This window comes from Streptomyces sp. NPDC054841, from assembly GCF_053611045.1.
The window spans coordinates 42,047-64,964 of sequence record NZ_JBSGZO010000001.1 but is presented as its reverse complement, the minus strand read 5'-3'; the positions used below and the strand labels follow the sequence as shown (position 1 = coordinate 64,964).

Annotated in this window: 23 protein-coding genes and 2 pseudogenes; 13 read left to right on the top strand and 12 right to left on the bottom strand. The window is 69.8% G+C overall.

Translation table 11 applies throughout. The features are described 5' to 3' along the window. Positions 1 to 32 precede the first annotated feature (32 nt). Both ACWGI8_RS00330 and ACWGI8_RS00325 read left to right on the top strand, forming a co-directional pair. Positions 33 to 1,127 (top strand): Kelch repeat-containing protein, encoded by a 1,095-nt coding sequence (locus tag ACWGI8_RS00330; protein WP_453657123.1) that lies wholly within the window; start codon positions 33 to 35, stop codon positions 1,125 to 1,127. Positions 1,128 to 1,291: 164 nt separating this feature from the next. Next, entirely contained in the window at positions 1,292 to 1,924 is a 633-nt protein-coding gene (locus ACWGI8_RS00325) for an alpha-ketoglutarate-dependent dioxygenase AlkB (RefSeq protein WP_453657121.1), read from the top strand. Positions 1,925 to 2,087: 163 nt separating this feature from the next. Here the strand turns inward: ACWGI8_RS00325 and ACWGI8_RS00320 are convergent, their stop codons facing one another. After that, positions 2,088 to 2,471 (bottom strand): winged helix-turn-helix transcriptional regulator, encoded by a 384-nt coding sequence (locus ACWGI8_RS00320; protein WP_453657119.1) that lies wholly within the window; start codon positions 2,469 to 2,471, stop codon positions 2,088 to 2,090. Positions 2,472 to 2,666: 195 nt separating this feature from the next. On the opposite strand from ACWGI8_RS00320, the gene ACWGI8_RS00315 reads away from it, so the two are divergent. The 3 genes from ACWGI8_RS00315 to ACWGI8_RS00305 all read left to right on the top strand — a co-directional run bounded on the left by ACWGI8_RS00315 (position 2,667) and on the right by ACWGI8_RS00305 (position 4,472). Then, complete coding sequence (locus ACWGI8_RS00315) at positions 2,667 to 3,155, top strand: luciferase domain-containing protein (RefSeq protein ID WP_453657117.1); 489 nt, start codon at positions 2,667 to 2,669, stop codon at positions 3,153 to 3,155. Between the two features lie 199 nt (positions 3,156 to 3,354). After that, positions 3,355 to 3,993, top strand: coding sequence for an FMN-dependent NADH-azoreductase (locus ACWGI8_RS00310; RefSeq protein ID WP_453657115.1), 639 nt, complete (start codon positions 3,355 to 3,357; stop codon positions 3,991 to 3,993). Between the two features lie 65 nt (positions 3,994 to 4,058). Beyond that, positions 4,059 to 4,472: a DUF6640 family protein gene (locus ACWGI8_RS00305; protein ID WP_453657113.1), complete on the top strand. Its 414-nt coding sequence runs from the start codon at positions 4,059 to 4,061 to the stop codon at positions 4,470 to 4,472. Between the two features lie 29 nt (positions 4,473 to 4,501). On the opposite strand, the pseudogene ACWGI8_RS00300 reads toward ACWGI8_RS00305, so the two are convergent. The 4 genes and pseudogenes from ACWGI8_RS00300 to ACWGI8_RS00285 form a co-directional block, all read right to left on the bottom strand. Beyond that, positions 4,502 to 4,693 (bottom strand): annotated as a pseudogene (locus tag ACWGI8_RS00300) (transposase); the annotation flags it as partial. A gap of 41 nt (positions 4,694 to 4,734) precedes the next feature. Continuing rightward, positions 4,735 to 6,018: a phosphatase PAP2 family protein gene (locus ACWGI8_RS00295; RefSeq protein ID WP_453657155.1), complete on the bottom strand. Its 1,284-nt coding sequence runs from the start codon at positions 6,016 to 6,018 to the stop codon at positions 4,735 to 4,737. A 130-nt stretch (positions 6,019 to 6,148) separates the two neighbouring features. Beyond that, the gene (locus ACWGI8_RS00290) at positions 6,149 to 6,289 is read right to left on the bottom strand and encodes a hypothetical protein (protein WP_453657111.1); all 141 of its coding nucleotides are present in this window, start codon (positions 6,287 to 6,289) and stop codon (positions 6,149 to 6,151) included. Positions 6,290 to 6,538: 249 nt separating this feature from the next. Then, a complete protein-coding gene (locus ACWGI8_RS00285) occupies positions 6,539 to 7,915 on the bottom strand; it encodes a cytochrome P450 (protein WP_453657109.1) in 1,377 nt (458 codons plus the stop codon). 287 nt (positions 7,916 to 8,202) lie between these two features. On the opposite strand from ACWGI8_RS00285, the gene ACWGI8_RS00280 reads away from it, so the two are divergent. Continuing rightward, positions 8,203 to 8,577, top strand: coding sequence for a type II toxin-antitoxin system RelE/ParE family toxin (locus ACWGI8_RS00280; RefSeq protein WP_453657107.1), 375 nt, complete (start codon positions 8,203 to 8,205; stop codon positions 8,575 to 8,577). Between the two features lie 5 nt (positions 8,578 to 8,582). Next, complete coding sequence (locus tag ACWGI8_RS00275; RefSeq protein WP_453657105.1) at positions 8,583 to 8,885, top strand: helix-turn-helix domain-containing protein; 303 nt, start codon at positions 8,583 to 8,585, stop codon at positions 8,883 to 8,885. Positions 8,886 to 9,004: 119 nt separating this feature from the next. Here the strand turns inward: ACWGI8_RS00275 and ACWGI8_RS00270 are convergent, their stop codons facing one another. The 4 genes from ACWGI8_RS00270 to ACWGI8_RS00255 all read right to left on the bottom strand — a co-directional run bounded on the left by ACWGI8_RS00270 (position 9,005) and on the right by ACWGI8_RS00255 (position 12,748). Beyond that, positions 9,005 to 9,880 carry a hypothetical protein gene (locus ACWGI8_RS00270; protein ID WP_453657103.1) on the bottom strand — a complete coding sequence of 292 codons (876 nt, stop codon included), beginning with the start codon at positions 9,878 to 9,880 and terminating at the stop codon, positions 9,005 to 9,007. A 294-nt stretch (positions 9,881 to 10,174) separates the two neighbouring features. Beyond that, entirely contained in the window at positions 10,175 to 11,389 is a 1,215-nt protein-coding gene (gene fabV / locus ACWGI8_RS00265; protein WP_453657101.1) for an enoyl-[acyl-carrier-protein] reductase FabV, read from the bottom strand. A gap of 298 nt (positions 11,390 to 11,687) precedes the next feature. Further along, positions 11,688 to 11,957, bottom strand: a complete 270-nt coding sequence (locus ACWGI8_RS00260; RefSeq protein ID WP_453657099.1) for a DUF397 domain-containing protein — start codon at positions 11,955 to 11,957, stop codon at positions 11,688 to 11,690. Next, positions 11,954 to 12,748, bottom strand: a complete 795-nt coding sequence (locus tag ACWGI8_RS00255; protein WP_453657097.1) for a helix-turn-helix domain-containing protein — start codon at positions 12,746 to 12,748, stop codon at positions 11,954 to 11,956. The genes ACWGI8_RS00260 and ACWGI8_RS00255 overlap by 4 nt, the downstream gene beginning before the upstream one ends. A gap of 94 nt (positions 12,749 to 12,842) precedes the next feature. Here ACWGI8_RS00255 and ACWGI8_RS00250 point away from each other — a divergent pair, with 94 nt between their 5' ends. The 5 genes from ACWGI8_RS00250 (at position 12,843) to ACWGI8_RS00230 (ending at position 18,274) form a co-directional block, all read left to right on the top strand. Then, entirely contained in the window at positions 12,843 to 13,343 is a 501-nt protein-coding gene (locus ACWGI8_RS00250; protein ID WP_453657095.1) for an ATP-binding protein, read from the top strand. After that, positions 13,310 to 13,963 (top strand): hypothetical protein, encoded by a 654-nt coding sequence (locus ACWGI8_RS00245; protein ID WP_453657093.1) that lies wholly within the window; start codon positions 13,310 to 13,312, stop codon positions 13,961 to 13,963. Before ACWGI8_RS00250 ends, ACWGI8_RS00245 begins: the two co-directional genes overlap by 34 nt. A gap of 111 nt (positions 13,964 to 14,074) precedes the next feature. Beyond that, positions 14,075 to 15,610, top strand: coding sequence for a polyprenol phosphomannose-dependent alpha 1,6 mannosyltransferase MptB (gene mptB, locus ACWGI8_RS00240; RefSeq protein WP_453657153.1), 1,536 nt, complete (start codon positions 14,075 to 14,077; stop codon positions 15,608 to 15,610). Between the two features lie 112 nt (positions 15,611 to 15,722). Further along, positions 15,723 to 16,190 (top strand): hypothetical protein, encoded by a 468-nt coding sequence (locus ACWGI8_RS00235; protein ID WP_453657091.1) that lies wholly within the window; start codon positions 15,723 to 15,725, stop codon positions 16,188 to 16,190. Beyond that, complete coding sequence (locus tag ACWGI8_RS00230) at positions 16,187 to 18,274, top strand: bifunctional polysaccharide deacetylase/glycosyltransferase family 2 protein (protein WP_453657089.1); 2,088 nt, start codon at positions 16,187 to 16,189, stop codon at positions 18,272 to 18,274. Before ACWGI8_RS00235 ends, ACWGI8_RS00230 begins: the two co-directional genes overlap by 4 nt. 48 nt (positions 18,275 to 18,322) lie before the next feature. Here the strand turns inward: ACWGI8_RS00230 and ACWGI8_RS00225 are convergent, their stop codons facing one another. From ACWGI8_RS00225 to ACWGI8_RS00215, 3 genes and pseudogenes are all read right to left on the bottom strand, one after another. Beyond that, positions 18,323 to 21,313 (bottom strand): NACHT domain-containing protein, encoded by a 2,991-nt coding sequence (locus ACWGI8_RS00225; protein ID WP_453657087.1) that lies wholly within the window; start codon positions 21,311 to 21,313, stop codon positions 18,323 to 18,325. Between the two features lie 8 nt (positions 21,314 to 21,321). Next, entirely contained in the window at positions 21,322 to 21,702 is a 381-nt protein-coding gene (locus tag ACWGI8_RS00220; protein WP_453657085.1) for a hypothetical protein, read from the bottom strand. A 144-nt stretch (positions 21,703 to 21,846) separates the two neighbouring features. Next, positions 21,847 to 21,927: pseudogene (locus tag ACWGI8_RS00215) on the bottom strand (mycothiol transferase); the annotation flags it as partial. A gap of 135 nt (positions 21,928 to 22,062) precedes the next feature. On the opposite strand from ACWGI8_RS00215, the gene ACWGI8_RS00210 reads away from it, so the two are divergent. After that, positions 22,063 to 22,914, top strand: coding sequence for a trypsin-like peptidase domain-containing protein (locus tag ACWGI8_RS00210; protein WP_453657083.1), 852 nt, complete (start codon positions 22,063 to 22,065; stop codon positions 22,912 to 22,914). Positions 22,915 to 22,918 lie beyond the last annotated feature (4 nt).

Here is a 22,918-nt window from a genome sequence, read left to right as displayed (position 1 = left end):
AGCCCGGTGCGCGGTCCCGGTGGCGGCGGGTCGTGATCGCGCTGATTGTGCCGCTGCTTGCGTTGACAGCGACCTCCGCGAATGCCCAGGGCGTATGGCTGAGCATCAAGCCGCTGGGGGTCGCCAGGGAAGCCCTGGCGGTGGCGAAGACTGCCTGCCCGGACGACCGGAAGGTCACCTGCGTGTACGCCATCGGGGGAGAAGGCGCTGCCGCGGCCGGCAGCGCGGAGGCCTTCAACCCGCGGACCAACGCGTGGGCAAACCTTCCTGCCCTGCCGACACCGCGCAGCCATCTTGCCGCGACGACGGCCCGCTGCCCCAAGGGCGTGAAGAACGGCTGCGTGTACGCCATCGGCGGGCGCACGGAGCCCGGCGGTGCCGTCAGCGCGGTGGTGGAGGTGTACAGCCCTTTCACGAACACCTGGAAGACCGTGAGCGCGTTGCCGACCGCCCGTGAATCCCTGGCAGCGGCCACAGCGCCGTGCCCCAGGGGTGTCAAGGGGCTGCGAGGGACCTGCGTGTACGCCATCGGCGGCGACACCTCCGGTGGTGACCCGGCGCAGACACCGTCGAGAAAGGTCGAGGCGTACAGCCCGGCCACGGACACGTGGGCGACAGTCCCCGACCTGCTGACCGCTCGCGCGGGTCTGGCGGCGACCGGGGCAGCCTGTCCGCCCGGGCTCGGCTCGAAGAACACGTGCGTGTACGCCATCGGCGGGGACACCGGGGACGGTACGTCGCCGTCACCGTCCAACGCCGTCGAGGTGTACAACCCCGCCACCAACCTCTGGTCGAGCGTGGCTCCGCTGCCGACAGCGCGCAGCTTCCTCGGGGTGGCGGCGGCACCTTGTCCCCAGGGGACAAGGAACGGCTGCGTGTACGCCGTCGGCGGGGACGACGGTTCCGGCGATGGTGTGAGCGACAGGGTGGAGGCGTACAGCATCGTCGGCAATACCTGGGAGACCCTGCCCTCTCTGCCGACTCCCCGCTCGGACCTCGGCGCCGCGAGGGCGTCGTGTCCCAAGTCCCCGAAGAGCAGGTGCGTGTATGCCGTCGGCGGTGAGGTCACCGGCGGGGCGGCCACGACCACGGTGGAGGCCTTCGCGATCGAGCGTCGTCGCCACTGAACCACCCGCCCCGGCTCGTCGTCACTGAACCACCCGCCCCGGCCGCCCGGCCACGGAAACGGGGGCGCTGCACCGGCCGAACCCCCGTTTCCGTCGCCCGGCGGGGCGGCGACAGCCCTCAATGAAATAGCGCATGTGTTCGGTTTTCTGGTTACCCTTGACGTATGGCAGCAGTCCATCTGCAGGGGTCGCTCTTCGACCAGACCGACGAGATCGGCCTCGGTCCGCTGACGGACGTCCGCAGGACCGTGCTCGGCGACGGGGCCTGGCTCGACGTTCTGCCGGGTTGGCTCACCGGCGCGGACGCGCTGTTCGAGGAGCTGGCCGACGGTGTCCCGTGGCGCGCCGAGCGCCGGCAGATGTACGAGCACGAGGTCGACGTGCCCCGCCTGCTCGCGTACTACCGCGAGGGGGACCCGCTCCCGCACCCCGTCCTCGCCTCGGCCCGCGACGCCCTCTCCGCCCACTACGCCGACGAGCTCGGCGAACCCTTCGCGACGGCCGGGCTCTGCTACTACCGCGACGGCCACGACAGCGTCGCCTGGCACGGCGACCGCATCGGGCGAGGCGCCCGCGAGGACACGATGGTCGCCATCCTCTCCGTCGGCGCCCCGCGCGATCTGGTGCTACGGCCCCGGAACGGCCGCCGCGACCCCGTCCGCAAGGCCCTCGGGCACGGCGATCTCGTCGTCATGGGCGGCACCTGCCAGCGCACCTGGGAGCACGCCGTACCGAAGACCGCGCGGCCGGTCGGACCCCGCATCAGCGTCCAGTTCCGCCCACGCGGCGTGAACTAGGACTTGTCCGGGCGGTCATGTGACGTCTTGCAGGGATCGTTGATGCAGGCAAGGGCAGGGGGCCCATTGCGCGGCCGTGAAGCCACTTCCGCCACCGGCAGCTGTAGCACGTACAGGCCACGCCGGCGCCGGTAGGGCGGCCAACCACGGATGGTCCTCCTCCTCAGCCCTCCGCCCAGGCTTCTTCTTCCGCGCGAGCCGTGTCGTAGGCCCGGCGGGCGGCGGTGACCTGGGACAGATGGGCATCGGACCAGCCGGCGATGGTGTCGAAGACGGGTACGAGGGTGCGGCCCAGCTCACTGATGGCGTACTCGACCCTCGGTGGGATCTCGGCATGGTAGGTGCGGGTGATCAGGCCGTCCCGTTCCAGCTGACGCAGGCGCTGGGTGAGCACCTTCGGCGTGATCGTCGGCAGGAGGCGCTGCAGTTCGTTGAAGCGCGAGCGGCCGTGGTGTTCAAGGGCCCACAGGATCGGGGTGGTCCAGCGGCTGAACACCAGCTCCACCACCGGGTTGATCGGGCACGCCTGCTGCGCCGGATCGGTCACGGCACCCTTCCTTCCACTCTCGCCCGCAGTCCCCGTACTCAGCGACGGGGGCACTTTCCTGCAGGAAACCACTATGCACAGGATACTAGGTTGGTGGTGTCAGCAAGCGGGCCGGCAGTCAGCCGGACCGCTCGACGATCAGCCGGCTGCCCGTCCTGCCGACGGGCCGTCCGCAGCACCGAAAGAGGCGCCACCATGACGTTCCCCGCGCTGCCCGAGCGTGCGGGTGACCGGCCCGAGACCGGGCCCGAGGTCCCGCACCTGCAGCTCACCCAGCCCAGCCCGCCGCAGATCAAGGAGGCACTGCGGCGGTGGATGGCCACCGCGCTCCCCGGCACCGTCTCAGGCCGCAGCGAGATCTCCGTACCCAGCACCTGGGCGGTGTTCCTCGGCGATGCCGCCCCCGCCCGCGGTGCCCGGCTGTTCCTGCCGCGCGGGGACGCGGAGTTCGTGCACCTGCACGCCGACGGCAGCCTGCACCTGGCCCTGGACCCTGCCGACCACGCCGCGTTCCTGGCCTCCGGATGGGGCGAGAAGCACCCGCTCTACGACCGTGGCGTCAATGTCGTCATGTTCTACGCGCCGCGCGACGAGGCCGAACTGGAGGTGGCGAAGAAGGTCATCGCCGGCTCCTACGGTTACGCCACCGGTCACGCACCGACCTCCGGGCCCGCCGCGGCCTGACCGCTCTCCCCACTCCGCGCCGGGACGCCGGCGCAGGTGACCGGCACGGCCGACGCACCCCTGCCGAGGGCTGCGTCGAAGCAGCCGCAAGGCCCCCGTACGCATCGACGCCGTCACCTCACCCGCACCGCACGAGCCCAGCCTGCGGCTCCGCCCTGCCCATTCCCCGTTCTCCAGCCCGACCAGCAAAGGCTTCTTCATGTCCTACCTGCTCCACATCGACTCCTCCTCGCTCGGCGCCGATTCGGTGTCGTCCCAGGTCGCCCGCTCCTTCCGGGACACCTGGGACGGGCCGGTCGTCCGCCGGGACCTGGCCGCCTCGCCCGTACCCCACCTGGCCGGCGCGGGCATAGCGGCCCGGAGCACCGACCCCGCCCGGCACACGCCGGAACAAGCCGCGGCCGCGGCCGTTCAGGACGAACTCATCGAGGAGTTCCTCGGCGCGAGCGCCTACCTGTTCACCGTGCCGATGTACAACCTCACGATGCCTTCGGTGTTCAAGGCATGGCTGGACCAGGTCATCGTCAAGGACCGCACCTTCGGCCACGCCGACGGGCCCGCGGCATCCGGCCGTCCAGCCCTGGTGATCTCGGCACGCGGCGGCGGTTACGGCCCCGGCACCCCCAACCACGGCAAGGACTTCGTCGTGCCCGCGCTGGAGACGATCCTGCACGACATGCTCGGCCTCGAAGTCACCTCGCTCACGCCCGAACTGACCATGGCGCCCCTCGTCCCGGCGCTGACCCACCTGGTCCCGCTCCACGAGGCGTCCCTGGCCGAGGCGCACCAGCAGGCCCGCCGACAGGCCGGGAAGCTCCGCGATCAGATCGCTGCCTGACCCGTTCCGGGACCCGCCACCACGCCCTCTCACACAGCACTCACACCCCCCGGAGGAGAAATCCCATGCCCAAGATCACCACTGGAAAGGTCCTGCTGACCCTCACCTCACTGGTCACCATGACCGGTGCCTACATCGCGGACTGGAACGAGACCCACATCTACAACTCCAACTGGCCGCCGCACGCCAAGTTCCACAACGCCCAGACCATGAGCATGGGCGCCGCACTCGGCCTGCTCGGCCTGTACCTGCTGTGGGTGCACCGGGGTGCCTGGACACGCTCCCTGGTCCAGGTCATCGTCGTGACCGAATCGCTCTACTGGATCACCCAGCTGTCGGCGATCTTCTACCCCGGCACCGCCCTCGTCGACGGCGACTGGGTTCCGCCCATCCAGCCGGCCCTCGCCACAACCATGCTGATCCTCAATGCACTCGCGTACGTCCTTGAGCACCGACGGCTGGAGCACCGCATCGCCTAGGACTTGCCCTGCCGATACGGCCCGTTGCTGATGTCCCAGTCGATCTCACCCGCCGCGTCGGCCTCGGCCTGGACCTGCTGGAGCAGGCGTTCCCAGGTGCCGTCGGCCGACGACAGCCGGTGCCGTTCGTAGACCGTCTTCCACGGACCGAACCGTTCGGGCAGGTCCCGCCACTGCACCCCGGTCCGCACCCGGTGCAGAATCCCGTCCATCACCTGCCGGACCCGGGAGGCGCTCAGCCCACGAGCCGCTGCACCATGACTCACACCAGTTCGGGCTGCGGTTCGCGTCGCGGTTCCGGCAGATGCACCGACACGTCCTTCCGTTCCCACCGCTTGGTGGTCCGTACGTAGCCGTAGACCACCGAGGTCATCGCCAGAATGAGCAGCGGCCCGAACACCCATGGATATTCGGCCATCTCCATCGACAGGTAGCGATACGACGCCAGGAGTGCAACGAAGACCGCGGTGCCGTAGGCGACCAGCTGGATTCCCGGCCGGTCCCAGCCGCGGTCGAGCGAGCGCAGCGCCGTCTCGATCGTGAGCGTGAACACGACACCGGCGACGACGTCCGCGCCGTAGTGGTAGCCGAAGCCCAGTGTTGCGCCGAGCGTGGCGATCAGCCAGAACGTGCCTGCGAATCGCAGAGCCCGCGGGCCCTTGCGGGAATGAATGAAGAGCGCGGTAGCCCACGCCGTGTGCAGACTGGGCATGCAATTGCGCGGGGTGATCTCGTCGAACGGCATCGGGTGCGGGGTGCTGACCGGCGGCGGCGTGTCCGGCCACAGGTTGGCCACCGCCCAGTGCCCCCCGTCGGCACCGTAGGCGAAGATCGGTCCGACCACCGGGAAGAGCATGTAGATGCCCGGCCCGAGCAGGCCGATGACCAGAAAGGTGCTCACCAGATGATGGCCCGGGAAGCGGCGCTCCACCGCCACTTTGCGTAGCTGGTACAGCGCGACGACGACCGCGGCCACCTCGAGCTGAAGGTAGACCCAGTCGAGAACGTGGGCGCCTACCGTGCCGGTGGCCGCGACAATCCGGCCCACCAGCCACGACGGGTTGCCCAACGCGTGATCGGCGGTCGCCACGTACTGGTCGAGCACCATCGGGCGGGTCTTCGACGTGATCAGCAGCCAGGTGTGGCCGGTCTTGCCGCCGACCACCAGCAGCAGGGCCAGTCCGACGCCTTTCAGCAGCAGGACACGCTCCCGGCCGGTGCGGCGCGTGACGGCGATGACGGCACAGGCCAAAGTCACCCACAACGCGCCGTTGCCGAACATCATCTCGGCATCGACAGCCCACCGCACGAGCCAGAAGACGACGTCGATGCCGATCGCGGCGCCGACGGCGATGAACCGCTGCCGCCAGGTGAGCACCACCATCATCAACGCCATACCGGCGTACAACCCCATCCCCGATTTGGGGGCGAATATCACCTCTCGCGCCTGGGCGGTGATCGGCCCCGGCTCGCCGTACCGGCGCGCGGCGATCTCCAGTGCGATGAGGAATCCGAGGGCCACCACACTCACCGCGCCCCACAGCATGACGCGTGGTTGACGCCATGCAGCCAACCGAAGGCTGCCGTCTGTTCGCGAAAACCCTCGCGTCACCCTAGATATCAATTTTCCAGCCGGTTTTTCGCATTTCAACATGATCGTTGCGAGCTCGAACATGCTAGCGGGGCTGGTGGGTTTCGCCGATCAGGGGTACGTCGAACACAGCGGCGAGCAGGCTCATTTGGTCGTCGGTGACCACACGGCGGCCGTTGGAGTGTGCGGCCGGAGTGATCCGGCCCAGCTCGTCGCGAGGGAACATGTTGGGGCCCGCGATGTTGCTGACGGGGTGTCGGAGGCGGACCTAGAAACGGAACCTCACTGTCCGGCTCCGCCGGCGTGAGCGGTTGCGATCGCCCGGCACGCGGTTCCCGTCGGCCGAGGCCAGGAGCATCATCGCGCGGCGGTATCGAACCGAACTTCTGCTTTCCCGGCGAACGATCTGCTGCAGGTGAGGGCTCGGGCACCCTCGGGTGCCCGAGACCTCATCGCCGCAGGCGCCCAACCCCGCTCACTCGCTGAGCGGCCGCAGCCTGCAGCGTGCCGGCCCCGCGGCCCGCAGCGTGATGCCCGTGTCGACGGGGACGTCCACGTCCACCGCATGCAGTTCGTACGACCGCAGGATCATCGAGAGCGCCAGCACGGACTCCAGCATGGAGAAGTGCTGGCCGATGCACGCCCGCGGCCCGCCGCCGAAGGGGAACCAGGCGTACCGGGGGCGCTCCTTCTCCCGCTCAGGGGTGAAGCGGTCAGGGTCGAAGCGTTCCGGATCGTCCCAGTACCGCGGATGCCGGTGCGTCACCCACGGCGCCACGATCACATCCGCGCCGGCCGGAATCGTGTACCCGCCGATCTCGGCCGCCGCAACCGCCTGCCGCCCGATGACGGGGCCGGCCGGGTACAGCCGCATGGCCTCCTTCAGCACCTGGGTGAGGTAGGGGAGCGCGTCGAGGTCGTACGCCTCGGGCGTCCGCCCGGCGAGTACGCGGTCGGCCTCCGCACGCGCCCGCTCCTGCTTCTCGGGGTGGCGGGCGAGGAGATGCAGCGCGAACGCGAGCGATGTCGCCGTCGTCTCGTGCCCGGCGAGCAGGAAGACCAGCACCTGGTCCCGGATCTCGGCCGCGTCCAGACTGCCGTCCTCCGCGCTCCCCGCCTGCGCGAGGAGAGTCAGCAGGTCGTCGCCCTTCGCCGCGTCACCCTCCGCGCGCCGCTTCTCGATGATCCGGTCGCACACCGCGTACAGCTCGGCCATCGCGGAGGCGGCCTTGCGGTTGGAGGGAGTCGGCCAGCTGCGGGGCGGATTGGCGGGCGAGTATCCGCGCTGGAGTGTGTAGCTCCCGATCACCGGGAAGCAGCGCTCCACCACGTCGACCGCGGCCTCGACGTCCACGCCGAACAGAATGCGGGCCACCGCGCGCAGAGTGAGCCGCGTCATCTCGTCGACGACATCGACGACATCGACGGTGGCGTCGGGCGCGTTGCGCCAGCCCGCCAGGAGTGAGGCGGTCTCGTCGGTGACGGCCTCGGCGTAGCCGTCGACCCGGCGGCGGGTGAAGAGCGGCTGCACAAGGCGGCGCTGCCTGAGATAGTCCTCGTCCTGGCTGGTCAGCAGGCCGTTCCCGAACGACTCCCGGACCTCTTGGTAAAAGGCGTTGTCCTTGCGGAAGTTGGCCGAATCGGTCGCCAGCACCTGCTGGGCACCCTCCGCCGAGAACACCGCGTACAACTCCACCCGCAGTCCGGGCGGACCCGCGGTGAACCTGACGACGTCCCCATGCTCCCGCTGTGCGTTGAGATACGTACCGAGTGAGTTGCGCTTGAGATCGAACATCGAGCCAAGAAGCGGCAGGCCCGTAGGTCCGGGAATCTCCGTGCCGGTGGCTGTCATGACTCCCCCTGAGTCGGTGACGGATGCAGATCGGTCGCTGCCGATTCTGCCCGGTGGGCCCTCCTCGGACGGCCCAATCAGGCGTGTCGGGATCCTCGGCACAGGTACAGCGCGGAGGAAGCACAAGCGGGACACCGCGGATGGCGGCCGGGCCTGCGGCTCGCGATGCCGCCGGAGCGAGTGCACTGGGACACGGAGACGATCCGCCGCTTCCCGATCGAACCGCCGGTGGCCTGGTAGGTGCGTGACGTGCGGCAGGCCGTGACCTGGATGCTCGCCTCCTGGTTATGAGCCGTATGGGTGACCTATACGGATTCGAGATCGAGCCGGAGGTGCGCGAGTGGCTGGCGAGCCTCAGCGATCACGATTTCAAGCGAGTTGACGAGGTCGCAGGCCTGCTTGCCGAGCTCGGGCCGGAGCTCGGAGGGCCGTGGTCGGATCATCTCGAAGGCCCGGTCCGGGAGCTTCGTTTGCGGCTGAGGAGCATCGCTCCACGGATCACGTACTGGATCACTCCGGCAAGGACGATCGTGCTGCTCACTGTCTTTCGCAAGACCAAGCAGCACGATCAGGCCCAGATCGACCGTGCGGTCCGCGCCCAGAAGATCTGTGAGACAGAGCATCATGGACCAGTGACCGCGACTTACGAGAGGCAGGTGTGATGGCCGTGCAGCACAGCCGGTGGGTCCCCTCGGATGTCGATACCGACGATCCCGAGCGCATCGCGATTCGCGAGGCGCTGGCCTTCGGGAAGGCTCTCTACGATCGCCGCAACGCGCTGGGACTGACCACTCAGGAGCTGGGCGCTCGTGCGGGTATGTCGCAGGACGACATCGAGTGCATCGAGGAGGGTGGCACGGCCCCGACCGTGGCGCTGCTCAGGCGTCTCGCGGCCGCCCTGGACGCGGACGTACGTCTGACCTCCGGGCACGATCTCGGCTCAGTCTGGTTCGAGGCCCACGCCGCTTGAGACCCTGCGCCGCGCCCGGAGGCGACAGCGTGGCGACGGATGTGGATCGGTCGGTGGCGATTCTGCCCGGCGGTCGCCGGTCGCGCGCCTTCTCGATCGGATCCGCCAGGAGCCGATGCTCAAAGCCGGCATGCCTCCACGGGAGGAGTGCCGGTACCGGTCCGGAACCTGGACGGTGAGAGCTCACCCCTGAGCGCCGCCACCCTGCGCCGTACCTCGCCCGGCTCCAGCGGTACGCGGCAGCCGTCGCACACCCCGTCGGGCAGCGCCTCCGGCGTGCCCGGCACCCCGCATTCCGTGCATTCGACGAGCGTGCGGCGCCGCGGTCGTACGGGAGCGGGCGGCGGCATCTTGGCGATCAGGCGGCGGCGGGCGAAGGCGCCGGCGGAGTGGACCTGTTCCGGCAGGCCGGACGTGAGGGCGTGCAGCAGCTGGTCCGGGGTGGCCCCGTGCGCCAACCACTGCGCGGCGAGCGCTTCGAGCGCGTCGCACTCGGCGGCGGACAGGGTCATGCGGGGGTCGGTCTGCCCGGCGCGGGCGAGCGTGTCGTATGCCTGCGAGGGCGGCTCGGTGGTTTCGGGGGTTTCGGGGGTCGCCTCTTCGGGTGGTACGTCACCGCGGACGAACCGCGCCCACCAGGCGCTGTCGCGGGCGGTGCGGGTGAAGTACGTACGGAACACCCACTGCGACAGCCCCTCCCCGACGGACTCGCGCACGCGCCGCAGATGCCCGGCCGCGGCAAGGCCGCCCAGCGCCTTGGTCACGGCCTGCTGGCCGTAGCGCGGCAGTTCGCGGGCGAGCGTCTTGATGTCGATCGCGGCGCCCTCGGGGAGCCGGTCGATGAAGGCGGCGATCTCCGCCTCGCGGGCGGGGAGATGGTCGAAGTCGCCCTTGCGGCGGGGCACTTGGCCGGGGGCGGTGCGTTTGCCGTAGCCCGGCTTGGCCATGGGGTGTGCGGGCGCGGGCAGGGCAGGGCTATTGTCTTGAGCAGCCACGAGATCGACTCCTGCGATCTTGAAGGTCAGACCCCGGCGGGTGTTGGTAGCACCCGGTCGGGGTCGTTTGTTGTTGCGAACGCTAGAGGGTCGCGACAGCCCGTGGCAAGCCGGTCACGAAATGTCATCTCCCGTGGTGCGGTGGGCACTTGGGAGGGTGGGTGGGTTGAACCCACCACCCATTCCTTACATAAGGCGCTCGGATCCCGGATCCCGGATCTCGGTCACGAAGGCGGTCCACCAGCGGATGAGTTGCTCGTCGGACGCCACGGGCATGGCGTTCCTCCAGGGTGTTCAGATGGTCGGGTCGGGCCAGAGCACGTCGGTCTCAACCGGCGTGGTGTAGTCGACGCCGGGCACGGCGAAGCCGTACAGGCGCCGTACTTCGTCGTGGAACCAGTCCAGGCCGGCGAGGTCACCGATGGTGTCGGTGGTGGCCTTCTTCCAGCGCTCGGCCACCGTGGCCTGCACGGAGTCGGCGAGTTCCCAGGTGTCGAGGCGTACTCGGCCCTCGTCGTCGCGGGTGAGCGGGTGGGCGCCGGTGAGCTGGTCCCAGAGCTTGACCAACTGCCCGATGGGCGGGACCAGTGCCTGGCCGAGGACGCCGCGCAGCAGGCCGATGTAGAGGGCGATGCCGGGGACGGCGGTGGAGGACTGGGTGACGGCGGCGCCGTTGACCGAGGTCACCGCCCGGCCACTGACCAGCTTGCCGAGTCGTTCGTCGAGGGTGCGGGCGGTGGCTTCCAGGTGGGACTTGGCGGCGCCGATGGTGCCCTGCCGGTAGATCGCGGCGGTGAGCGGCGATCCGATGTAGGACAGGGCGGCGGTGGTGAAGCCTTCGGCGAGCAGGTCGCGGCCGGCGAGGTGGTCGATCCAGCGTTCCCAGTCCGTCCCGCCCATCACCGCGACGGTCTGGTCGATGTCGTCGCCCTCGGCCGGCGCGGTCTCGACTTCCTTGACCTCCGGGGCGCCCTGGTCGTCGAAGACGAGGGTCTTGGTGCGGTAGGGCCGGCCGATCGGCTTGAGCACAGAGGCGTACGTGGTGCCGGTGTCCGGGTCGGTACGGCGCGGGGCGGCGACGGAATAGACGAGGTAGTCCAGTCGCCCGCCGAACCGCTCGGTGAGGAGGTCGGCGACCTGGTCCTTCATGGCATTGCTGAAGGCGTCGCCGTTGAGGAAGACCATGTCCCGGCCGTGGGCGCGGGCGAGTTCGGCGGTGGCGGCGGTCCGGTACCAGCCGGCCGTGGCGGTGCGCCGCTCAGTGGGCGCCTTCTCGAAGCACACCCCGATGCCGCGGATTCCTGCGCGGGCGAGCCCGGCGATCGTCGCGGCGAGTCCGTACCCGGCGGAGGAGCCGATGACGAGCGCCACCGGCCCGGCCCCGTCCGGTACGGACGACGGGGCCGGTACGGCCTGCCACATGTCTTTGACGAGCCGTTCGCAGCCGGCCGGGTGGGAGTCGAGGAAGAGGAATCCGCGGCTGCGGGGGTTGATGACGCGTTCGCTCACGAGAGAGTCCTTGAGGTCGGCTCGGACGAGGACGCGGCCGCCACGAGTGGGGCCACCGCATCCTGCAAGTCTGCGACCCTTCGGATACGCGCGGTGACTTCATCCGGCACAGAGATCGCGAGTCGGGTTTGGAGGGTCACCACCAGTTCGAGTAGCGACAGGCTGTCCACGCCCGGATCCCGCTCCAGCTCGGCCCCACGGCGCGCGCATTCCTCGCGCGGCCGGCCGGTCACGCACACCAGCGCCTCGACCGCCAGTGGCGGCGCAGGTGTACCAGCCGCCGTCGACTGCCCATTCCTTATATAAGGCGCCCGGATCCCGAATCCCGGATCTCGGCCACGAAGGCGGTCCAGGCGAGGGCGGCGACGGCGAAGCGGGGGCTGGTGTCGGCGGCGCCGAGTTTGGAGTCGCGGACGTGGACGGTGTGGGGGCAGGTGGCGACCTCGACGCAGTCGCCGCCCTGGCTGTCGCTGTACGTGGACTTGCGCCATTCGAGGGCGACTTCGACGCAGTCGCCGCCCTCGCTGTCGCTGTAGCTGGACTTGAACCACGTCAGTTCGCCGCTCATAGCTCCTCCGCCACTCGCCTGATGAAGTCGGCCGATTCCTCGACACCGAGGGCCTGCATGCGGATCATGCCATGTGCCTCAGTCAGTGCGCTGACCGTGCCGGGTTCCGAGTAGAGCGCACTCGTCTCGGGTGCCTCGACGTACGCAAAGCGCTGGTGGTCCTCGGTCTCCAGGAGGACGAACGAGCCGTTGAGCGCCAGACCGTTGCACCGTCCGGTCCTCAGCACCTGGATCGACACGTTCCGCAACGTGCCGATGTTCAGGAGGTGTTCCAGCTGACGGCGCATCCCTTTCCTTCCGCTGACTTCGGACTTCAGCGCCGCCTCGTTCAGTACGAAGCTGAAGACCTTGCCCGGCCTGCATGTCAGTGCCTCCTGTCGCTTCATCCGTCCCCGGACACGCGACTCCACCGTCTCGTCGTCCAACGGAGGATGGCTCTCACTGATCAGCTCGCGGGCGTACTCCTCGGTCTGCAGCAAGCCGGGGATGAGCACCGTGTCGTACGAGTGCCGCGCGATGGCCTCGGCGTCGAGGGCCATGAACTCCTGCGACCGCGCCGGAAACGGCTCCGGCTTCAGGAACTCCTGCGCCGCCAGCAGCTTCCCCTGCGCCCCGCACATCTGGTCCGCGATCTGAAGCAGCCGTACCGTCGGTCTGCGGCGGCCCTGCTCCATGGACTTGACCGACTCGTACTCGTAGTTCGCTTCCTTGCCGAGCTGCTCCCGGGTGATCCCGGCCTCCGTCCGCCACAGCTTGATCTGGTTGCCGCAGTAGCGCCATGCCTCGCTCAAGGGCCCGCCTCCCCGGGACGTACTGGGTACAACCACGGTTCGTACCCACGCAGTTACTCCACGAGGCTATGCCTGCGCCAGCACCGTATGAGCCATGAATCAGCACATCGAGTGGCGGCTGCCCCGCAGCCCACGCAGTGCGGGCCGCGCCCGTGCGCTTCTGGCCGAGCAGGCGAGGGACTGGAAGATCCCGGACGACATGACCGAGACGGCCGTACTGCTGCTCAGTGAGCTGGTGACGAACGCGTGCCGGCACGCCCGGGTCTCGCCGGGCCGTGAGGTGTGGACGCGGTGTGTGCTGGGCGGGGACGGGGCGACGCTGCGGGTCGAGGTGTCCGACGCGAGCGACGCGCTCCCGTGCGCGCGTGTGGCCGCGCCCGACGACGAGTCGGGGCGCGGGCTCACGCTCGTGGCCGCGCTCGCCGACGCGTGGGGTGCGTATCCGCGGGAGTGCGGCATCGGCAAGACGGTGTGGTTCGAGATCGGCGACGGAGTGCGACTTCGCCAGGGGTGTGCTGCGCTTGATGGTGTGGACGCCGCGCCTCACCACCCGGAGGAACCATGTCCCACACGACGAAACCGTCCCGGCACCTGAGCGGTCTGCGGAACGCCCGCTACGGCGAGGTCATTCTCATCTCGCCGGACGAGGACGGTGGACTCAAGGCGGCCGTCTACAACACCTTCGGTCTCAACGACTGTCCACCCGAGAAGTGGAACGCGCTCGACCCCCGTGCGCTGGCGGGGCAGTTCCAGGTGCCGATCGTGTTCCTGAACGGCCCCCGCTTCTGGACGATCGACGAGGTCACGACGTACGCGTGGGGGGACACCGCGATGTTCGACGGCCTGGAGGCCCGCTGGGCGGCCGAGCTCCGCATTCCTCCGGAGATCGACGTCACCGGGGCGACGGCGAAGAAGTACTACGTCGATTCCACGGTGGAGCGGGACACCGAGTACGTCCTGTCCGCCGGCAAACCGATGTACGCGCTGATCGCCCCGGGCGACCGGGCGTACGTGCTGCAGGCGTATTCCCACACGGTGGACGACAGCCAGACGATGGACTCCCTGGCCACACTCGGCGGACGGCTGCGGCTCCCGCAGGGGTGGCAGTACCGGGTCCACATCCCGGAGGTCGACGTGATCGTGCGGACGGTCGCGGGAAAGGCCCACGTGGTGCAGGACGAGCTGGAGAACACGTACATGCTCCTCGCCCACTGAGCGGGCGGGGGCGGGCGCTGTAAGCTCGGCAATCCTTGCGATCCGCGCGATCCGTACGATCCGCGTGAACCGTGCGATCCGGCAAACCGGGTGGGAATGGACCTGCTGCTCATGTGGATGCGGAGTGCGACCGGGGTGCGCCGGCTGGGGGCTATCGGAACACTTGCGATCGCGGCCGGAGGCACGGTCGCCGGGGCCCTGCCGGTTCGTGACCCGTGGGGGATGTGGGTTCCGCACGGGTCCGGGGTGACCATCGCGGCGGCGGTGCTCGCGTACGCCGGGCTGACGCTGCTGGTCCTGGCCTGGTGGGCGTACGGGCGGCTGCTCGCCGAGGGCGAGGGCCCCGGGGTACGGGACACTCTCGTCACGCTCGGCTGGTGGGCCGCGCCCCTCGTGCTCGCGCCGCCGCTCCACAGCGCGGACGTCTACAGCTACATCGCCCAGGGCGCGATGGTCCTCGATGGCCATGACGTCTACACGCACGGGCCGTCGGTCCTCTCTCCGGACTCACGAGGCGCCGACGCCGCGGCCAGTGTGGGCGGTCACTGGACCGACACCCCGGCGCCGTACGGGCCGGTCTTCCTCGTCCTGGCGAAGGCGGTGGTGTGGGTCACGGGCGGGACACTCGTGCCCGCCGTGCTCGGGATGCGGCTGGTCGCCGTGGCCGCGCTCGTGCTGATCGTCTGGGCGGTACGGCAGCTCGCCGTCGCCTGCGACGCGAGTCAGAGCCGCGCGGTGTGGCTGGCCGCGCTCAACCCCCTCCTGCTGTTGCACGTCGTCGGCGGGACGCACAACGACGGGCTGATGATCGGCCTCATGCTGACCGGCGTCGTCTGCGCGCTGCGCGGGCGCCCGCTGCTGGGCAGCGGGGTCGTCGCCCTCGCCATGATGATCAAGTCCCCGGCGGCCGTCGCCCTGCTCTTCATCGGCGTGATCGTCGTACGTCAGGGAGGTGGCTCGCTCGTCCGGCGCGTACTGAAGGGATTCCTCGGTCCCGGCCTGGTGGCCGCCGCGGTCGCCGCCGGCGCCACTCTCCTCAGCGGCACCGGCTTCGGCTGGCTGCGGACGCAGAGTGTCGCCGGGACCATACACACGCCGCTGTCGCTCTCCAGCGATCTCGGTCAGGCCGCCGGGGCGCTGGCGCACGCGGTGGCGGGCGCGGACCTGGTCACCGTGAAAGGGGCCGTGCAGAGCCTCGGTCTCGCCGCAGCGCTCGCGGTGATCGCCTTCCTCGCCTTCCGGACGCTGTTCCCGTGGCGCGGCCGTCCGGCCCTCCACGCCGTCCACGGTCTGGGCCTGTCGCTGCTGGCACTGGTCGCGCTCTCGCCGATGGTGCAGCCGTGGTACCTGCTGTGGGGGATGGCGGTGGTCGCCGCGACCGCCGCTGCATGGGGCGGCCGGATCGTCCGAGTGCTGATGGTTCTCTCCGTGAGCCTGGTGTACGAGACCGCGCCCTCGGGCCACACCCCGCCGTACGGCTTCGTGCTCGCCGCCGTCGCGGCCGTCGTCGCGGTCGCGGCCCTGCGCCGGCTGCCTCCGCTTCCGCGTCCTGTGCATGCGCCGGGCCTGTACCCCGGGAGCCAGGCGCAATCGACCGCACCCGCCGACGCTACCGGGGCATCGACCACGGCGCGGCTGGCGCCATAGGGCGCATCCGCGGCCCGCGGGGGGTCCGGGCAGCCCCGCGCATAGCGGACAGAATGTCGGGTTTGGTACCTGGCTTCGAAGTGGAGTCCTTCAGTCCGTACAATCCGCGGCTATGACTCGACAGGAGAACGCGGTATTCGTCGATGCCTCGGGGCGCAGGCGTCGCCTCATGAGGTACGCATCCGTCGTCGTCGGTGCCGCGTGTGTCTGCTTCGTCGTCATTGTTCTGGCCGGGTTCTTCGGCGCCGGGCCGGCCGGCGGGCCGCTGCCCTGGAGCCAGAGCCGACAGGATCCGCCCCCTGCGGCCGACGAGTCGACCCCGTCCACCGGCGAGTCCCGGGAAGCCGCCGACGGCAAGGCCGACGCGGAGGCGGTCTCGGACGCGACCTCTCCTTCGGCCTCCGCCACCAGCGGCTCCGACGCGTCGGGGAGCCCCGGTACCGGCGGGGCCGGCACGGCCACCACCACCGCCACCACCAAGGCGCCCCCGGCGGCCAGTCCGGCGGCGAGTGCCCCTCCCGGGAACTCCGGCAACGCGCCCCGGCGCAGCCCAGCCGCGGACGGCAAGGGGCCGAAGTGACCCGGCACGCCCTGCGCAGGGACCCCCGCGCTCACTGGGTGCTGCTGATCCTCACCTTGGCTGTCGCCGCCACCGCCCTGATCTTCAGCGGCTACGGGCGGCACGAGATAGCCCCGACCGCCGCGCCCGCCGCCCGGTGCCCGGCCAAGCCGGAGCCGCCGTTCACGTACGGGCCCGTCATGCGCCAGGACCCGAAGACCGGCGGAGTCCTCGCGACCCGGATGCCCCCCGGTACCGTCGGCCTCACCTACGACGGTGGCCCCGACCCGGCCTGGACACCACGTCTGCTCGATCTGCTGAAGCAGCACCAGGCCAAGGCCACCTTCTTCCTCACCGGTACCCAGGCCGCAGCCCACCCCGACCTCGTCCGCCGGATCAAGGACGAGGGTCACGAGATCGGCTCGCACACCTACACGGACGCCAATCTCGCCGGCCTCTCCGTGCCCCGGAACCGTCTGGAACTCGCCCTGACCCAGAACGTCCTGGCCGGCACGGCGGGCATTGGTACCCACCTGCTGCGCCTCCCGCACACCGAGGGCGCCGCCACCCTCTGCGGCGACATGGGCGAAGCCGCACGGCGCGCCATCGTCGACGGCTATGTCCTCGTCGTCGCCGACGAGCCCGCCCGGACCTCCGAGCAGGGTGCCGTCCGCCAGTTCACCAACTCGGCGGCCGCCGTCGCCGAGACCGAGAAGCTGCTGGTCGCCGGCCGCGGCGAGCGGGTCAGGTACACGACCGTCGGGGCCGGTCTCGGGCTTCAGGGCACCACCTACGGCGTCTCCACGGCCGCCGAGTGGAGGGGTGCCGCGGTCGTCCGCGCCCAGCAGGCGTCCCGGGCCTTCGCCGACGGCATGACCTGGTTCCTGCTCGCGGCCGGTGTGATCACCGCGGCCCGGCTGGTGATGCTGTTCACCGTCGCTCGTGTGCATGTGAAGCGCGTACGGGCCAAGCGCTCCCGGCGCCGCGGCGGCCCGCGCTTCCCGCCGCTCACCGACCCGGTCTCGGTGATCGTCCCCGCGTACAACGAGGAAGCGGGTATCGAGGCGACCGTGCGTTCGCTGCTCGCCTCCAGCCACCAGGCCGTCCAGATCATCGTCGTCGACGACGGGTCCACCGACCGGACCTTCGAGATCGCCGAGGCGATCGACGACCGCCGGGTCATGGTGATCCGCCAGATCAACTCCGGGAAGGCCGCCGCCCTCAACACCGGGCTCGCCTGGGCCCACTTCGACATAGTCGTCATGATCGACGGTGACACGGTCTTCGAGCCCGACGCGGTCTTCAACCTGATCCAGCCGCTTTCCGACCCGCGCGTCGGCGCGGTCAGCGGCAACACCAAGGTCGGCAACCGGCAGGGCGTCCTCGGCCGCTGGCAGCACCTCGAGTACGTCATCGGTTTCAACCTCGACCGCCGCATGTTCGACGTCATGGAGTGCATGCCGACCGTTCCGGGCGCGATCGGGGCGTTCCGCCGTGACGCGGTCGTGGGGGTGGGCGGCGTCAGCGAGGACACCCTGGCCGAGGACACCGACCTCACCATGGCCCTGGGCCGGGCCGGCTGGCGCGTGGTCTACGAGGAGTCGGCCATCGCCTGGACCGAGGCCCCCTCGACGGTGCGGCAGTTGTGGAAGCAGCGCTACCGCTGGTGCTACGGCACGCTGCAGGCCATGTGGAAGCACCGCGGCGCGCTGCTGGAGCGGGGTGCCGGGGGCAAGCTCGGCCGCCGTGGTCTGACCTATCTGCTGCTGTTCCAGACGGTCCTGCCGCTGCTCGCCCCGCTCGTCGATGTCTTCGCCCTGTACGGACTGCTGTTCCAGGGCGCGGGTCAGGCGGCGGCGGTCTGGCTGGCCTTCACCGCGGTCCAGGTCTTCAGCGCGGTGTACGCGCTGCGCCTGGACCGGGAGAAGTTCGAGCCCCTGTGGACGCTGCCGCTCCAGATCTTCGTCTACCGGCAGCTGATGTACCTGGTCGTCGTCCAGTCGGTGGTCACGGCCCTGATGGGCAACCGCCTGCGGTGGCAGCGGATGCAGCGCACGGGTTCGGCGACGGACGTCCTCGAGGATCGCAGGGCGACGCGTGTCTGACTGACGGGTGGAGGGGTGACGTTCGTCGACCGCGCCCGCGCCCGGACGTCAGGGGCCGAGGTCTGTCACGACGGTGCGTGCCAGGCGCTCCGGGACCTGCTGGAGCTCCGTCACCAGCCGGGGGCGCCCGTGCCCCTCGTCGTACAGCAAGGCTTGTGAGTCCCAGTCCACGGTCACCTCGTAGCTCACCCAGACAAGCAGGTTGTCGACGCGGACCGTGGTCTCGGCCACCGGACGAGCGTCGCCGTACTTGATCACGCTGATGGCCTCGTCGCCCAGCCCTGCGGGATACCTTGTGTGCCAAGGGACGACGAGTGGCGCTTCGTCCCGAGAGTCGAAGAATTGGTTGGCCGACTGGACGGCGGTGTACCCGTAACCGGGTTCGTATAGTTCTGTCCGGAGCCCTACAAGCGGATGGTTCCCGTTCGCATCGCCCGAGCTCCACTTGCAGAAGTCGGGGTCTTCGTTGCTCCGCCAACTGCTCAGGTCCGGAAAGACCTTCTCCAGGACACGCCGATCCAGTAGCTCACAAGCCGAGGGGACGGTCTTCCGCGGGCCCGCCTCATGCTTCTGCAGGACGGTGTCGAACCCCACCCACATCGCACCCGCGCCAAAGATGATGACGAGCGATGCCAGGGAGCTCACTGCGGAGCGGACCTTGGCGACCGCGCCGCTCCGCGAGGCGCCGGTCGCCGGTCGGGGGTGCGCGGCCGCATGTCCGTCCGGGGCGGTGAGTCGCTCCTGGAGCCTGGCATGCCGGAACCGGTAGGTGCTGCCGGACTGGCGGAGGATGCCGAGCTGGTGTGCGCCGTCCAGGAAGTCGAGAAGTCTCCAGGGGATTTGTCCCGTGACCCACGGCCACACCCTGGCGGCGACGAAGGCGACCCAGGAGGACATCAACACTCCCGATACGGCGAGGGCGAGGACCGTGACGCCGACCGTGACCGCCCAGGTGCCGGGTCCGACGGCTGCGGCACCCGGGGTCTTGTCCGAGGTCGACCAGGTCAGGACCGGCAAGACCATGAGTACGGCTGCGCGCCAGATCGGAGGGCCGCCCGTCACTGTGTTGACCAGCCCCAACGACGCCATCGTCGCGAGCCGGTCCCCGCGCAGAGCCTTCTTGGGACTGTCGGCGGTCGCGGCACTGAGGCGACGGTCGAAGGTGTCCTGAAGGGTTCGCAGCGTTGGTGCGGGCGTAGCCTGCGGCGAGGGCGTGAGCCGGCCCTTGCGCCGAAGCACTCCGGTGCATATGGCGAAGAGTACGCAGCTGGCGGTAAAGACCAACTGAAACGCCCGGTTGTCGCTGAGCCAGAGGTACAGGAAGCAGGTACCGAGCAGCACCACCGCAACGACCACGAAGCGAGCCGTTGCTGATCTCCCGGGGCGTGGGAGGTGCCGTGGGGACGGATCACTCGCCCCGCTGCCGACTGCCACCTCGGTGACCGAGACCAGACACAGCAGTCCGAACGGAACCCAGGCCGGCATCTCGAAAAGGAAAAACAAGGACGTCGGCCGGTCGTGGTACAGCCACCACATGAGGGCCGTGGACGCACTCAGCGCCAGCGTCACCCCCAACGTCCGCATGAACCGGGCTGTCCCCGGGCTCAGCTGCCACCACGCCAGGTCCTGGGTGCTCAGGGAATCCATCCGCTGAGCGAGGAAACTCAGCCACCGGGTGGTCTGCTCCGCGCGGTCGGTGACCGCGGGGACGAGCTGGTCCAACAGGTGCGCCTCGATCGCCTCGCGGGTGGGGAAGCGGCGGCCGTCCAGGAGCTCCACGGGGTCGCGGTCCGTCTCGCTGTAGGCGATACGGGCGAGGCTCGTCATCAGCGGGGTCGACAGCACACTCCGCAGGACCCGTTTCTGCGGGTTGCCCGGAGACGCCCGCAGCCGGGCGAACACCGGGTCCCACTTGGTCGACACCGTGCCGCGGCCGACCCGTCTCCGCGCGGTCCGGCGCAGATAGTCCGCCAACTCGTCCAGGCTCAGGGGCTGGATTCGTACGGCTGCCGCGGCCGGCAGCGCGACGTCGGCCTCCTCCGTTGCGGCCCTGTATTCGCTCACCCGGCTGGTGAGCACGAACCGATCGTCCTGGCGCAGTGCGGCGCGGATTCTGCGCACGGCCTCGGCCTGCACATCAGGGCGCATTTCGTCGAAGCCGTCAAGCACCGGTAACAGCCGACGTGTGCGCAGGAGTTCCATGGCGACCGTCTCCCCGTAGACGGTCCGGGCCGCCAGTGCTGGGTGATCGACGATCAGCCGATCGGCGGCCCAGGACTCCAGCCCCCGCTGCTCCGGGTCCCAGGACGCCAGGGGAAGGAGTACGGGGACGCGGTCACCGGGCGCGGCTCGCCGCAGGCGGTCGAGGGCGAAGCGCAGGGCCAGCACGGACTTGCCCGCCCCGGCATCGCCGAGCACGAGCAGTCGGCCGGAGGGCACCCTGGAGTACACCTCCGCGATGTCGGTGATCCTGCCGGAGAGATCCACCCTCTCATCGCGCTCGTTGTCCCCGCGGATGCTGGACCAGTGGTCCGTGAACTCGTCCTCGTTCTCCCAGCGCACCGGCAGCGGGCCAGGATGAGGGATTCTGCGCAGTTTCTCCTCACGCTCCCACTCCGCGAGGAGCTCCCCGGACAGCTGCTTCGCGGCCCCGTTCAACTGCCGTTCGAGACGGCGTGCGAGATCGGGACTGTGGCGCAGCCGGGCCTGCCGCCGACGTCGAACGCCGGACCGCACCAGCGGGACCACGGTCGCTACGCAGGCCAGGCCCGCGAGCAGGAGCGCGCCGCGAATGCTCCAGCCGCCGCGGAAGTACGCCGCACCGATCAGGGCGACACCGGTGACGAGCAGAAGGGCAGGCGCCACCACCCGCACGAGGGCGCCGACGGACGCGCGGACGGGAACGTCCTGCTCATCGTCTCTCGCGACCGGATGCGTGATGTATATGTCCCTGGCCGCCACGTTCACCGTGGACGCGTCGTGGGCCTCTACGTCGATGTGGACCTGGCTCGGATCCCGGTCGCCGGCAGGCGTGTTCATGCCCGCGGTCATTCCCCGGTGATGTGCTGGTCCCGCGCCGACATGAACACCCGGGCGTTGTCGTGAGCCTCGGCCTTCATGACGATCGACCTGGCGTGGGCCTGCTCGTCCTCCGGCAGCACCGGCCCGAGGTGCTCGTCCAGCAGCCGCCGCAGCTCGGCGGCGAGGCCGGCATCGGCGTCGATGATCTGTTGGAGGTGCAGCCGCCAGGCCCCGGCCAGCGCCTGCTCGGTGTCCTCGTCGTCCGCCTCGCGCGCGGCGAGCACCTGGGTGCGAAGGACGTCCAGTTCGGCTCCGATGCGGTCGGCACGGTCGGGGCGGATGCGACGCCACATCGCCACGGTGGCTGTTCTCGCCTGCATCCAGCCGTCCGTTGCCATCGCACTCACCAAGGCGGTCCCTGCCGCCAGCACGATCGGGTCCATCCCATGCCCCCCTCGCGGACAATGATCCGGGAACCAATGTAGAAGGGTGAAGGCGTACGGGAAGTCCTTCCGCCAACACCCGTACGCACCCCGCGCCGGGAGAGCCCAGGCGCCGACCGTCCCGTCGATCCCTTTCCTGAGGAAGTCGGCGTGGCCGTTGTGGCGCGCGTAGTCGTGGATCAGGCGCAGTCAGGGCAAGAGCGGGGGCGGGAGCGGGAGTTGACCGAAAACAGTGCCTTGCTTGGCTGAGCCGGCGCCCCAACAATGCGCATGACAAACCGAAGTGTCACTTCGGCCACTCACGTCGCAAGAGGGGACCCCCACATGAACAAGCCTCTCGCCGCCGCGCTCCTCGCCCTCGGGCTCTTAGGAGCGGGCGCCGCACCCGCCATCGCCTCGACGCCCCCCGCCGCCACCGGGACCCAGGCCAAGGCCAAGGCCAAGGCCGTCGACTTCGCCGGGACCGTCGCGCTCAGCAACTGTTCCGGCTCCGTCGTCCGTACGCCCGACTCGAAGCCGGACGACCCCGCCCTCGTACTCTCCAACGGCCACTGCCTGGAGACCGGCTTCCCCGCACCCGGCCAGGTCATCGTCGACCGTCCCTCGTCCCGTTCCTTCGGACTCCTCAACTCCGCCGGGACCAGAGTCGGCACGCTCCGGGCGAGCAAGATCGCGTACGGGACGATGACCGACACCGACGTCTCGCTCTACGAACTCACCACCACGTACGCACAGATCGAGAGCCGGTACCGCATCAAGGCGCTGGAGCTGGACGCGGCGCACCCGGTCGCGGGCAAGGCCATCAAGGTGGTCTCCGGCTACTGGAAGCGGATCTACAGCTGCGACATCGACGGGTTCGCCTACCGCCTGAAGGAAGGCTCGTGGACCTGGAAGGACTCGGTCCGCTACACCTCGTCCTGCAACACCATCGGCGGTACCTCCGGCTCGCCCGTCATCGACAACGCCACCGGCAAGGTCGTCGCCGTCAACAACACCGGGAACGAGGACGGCGGCCGCTGCACGGACAACAATCCGTGCGAGGTCGACGAGAACGGCAACGTGACCGTCCGCGAGGGCATCAACTACGGCCAGCAGACGTACATCGTCGTCCCGTGCATCGGCGTCGGCAACAAGATCGACCTGGGCCGTCCGGGCTGCACGCTGCCCAAGCCCTGACCGC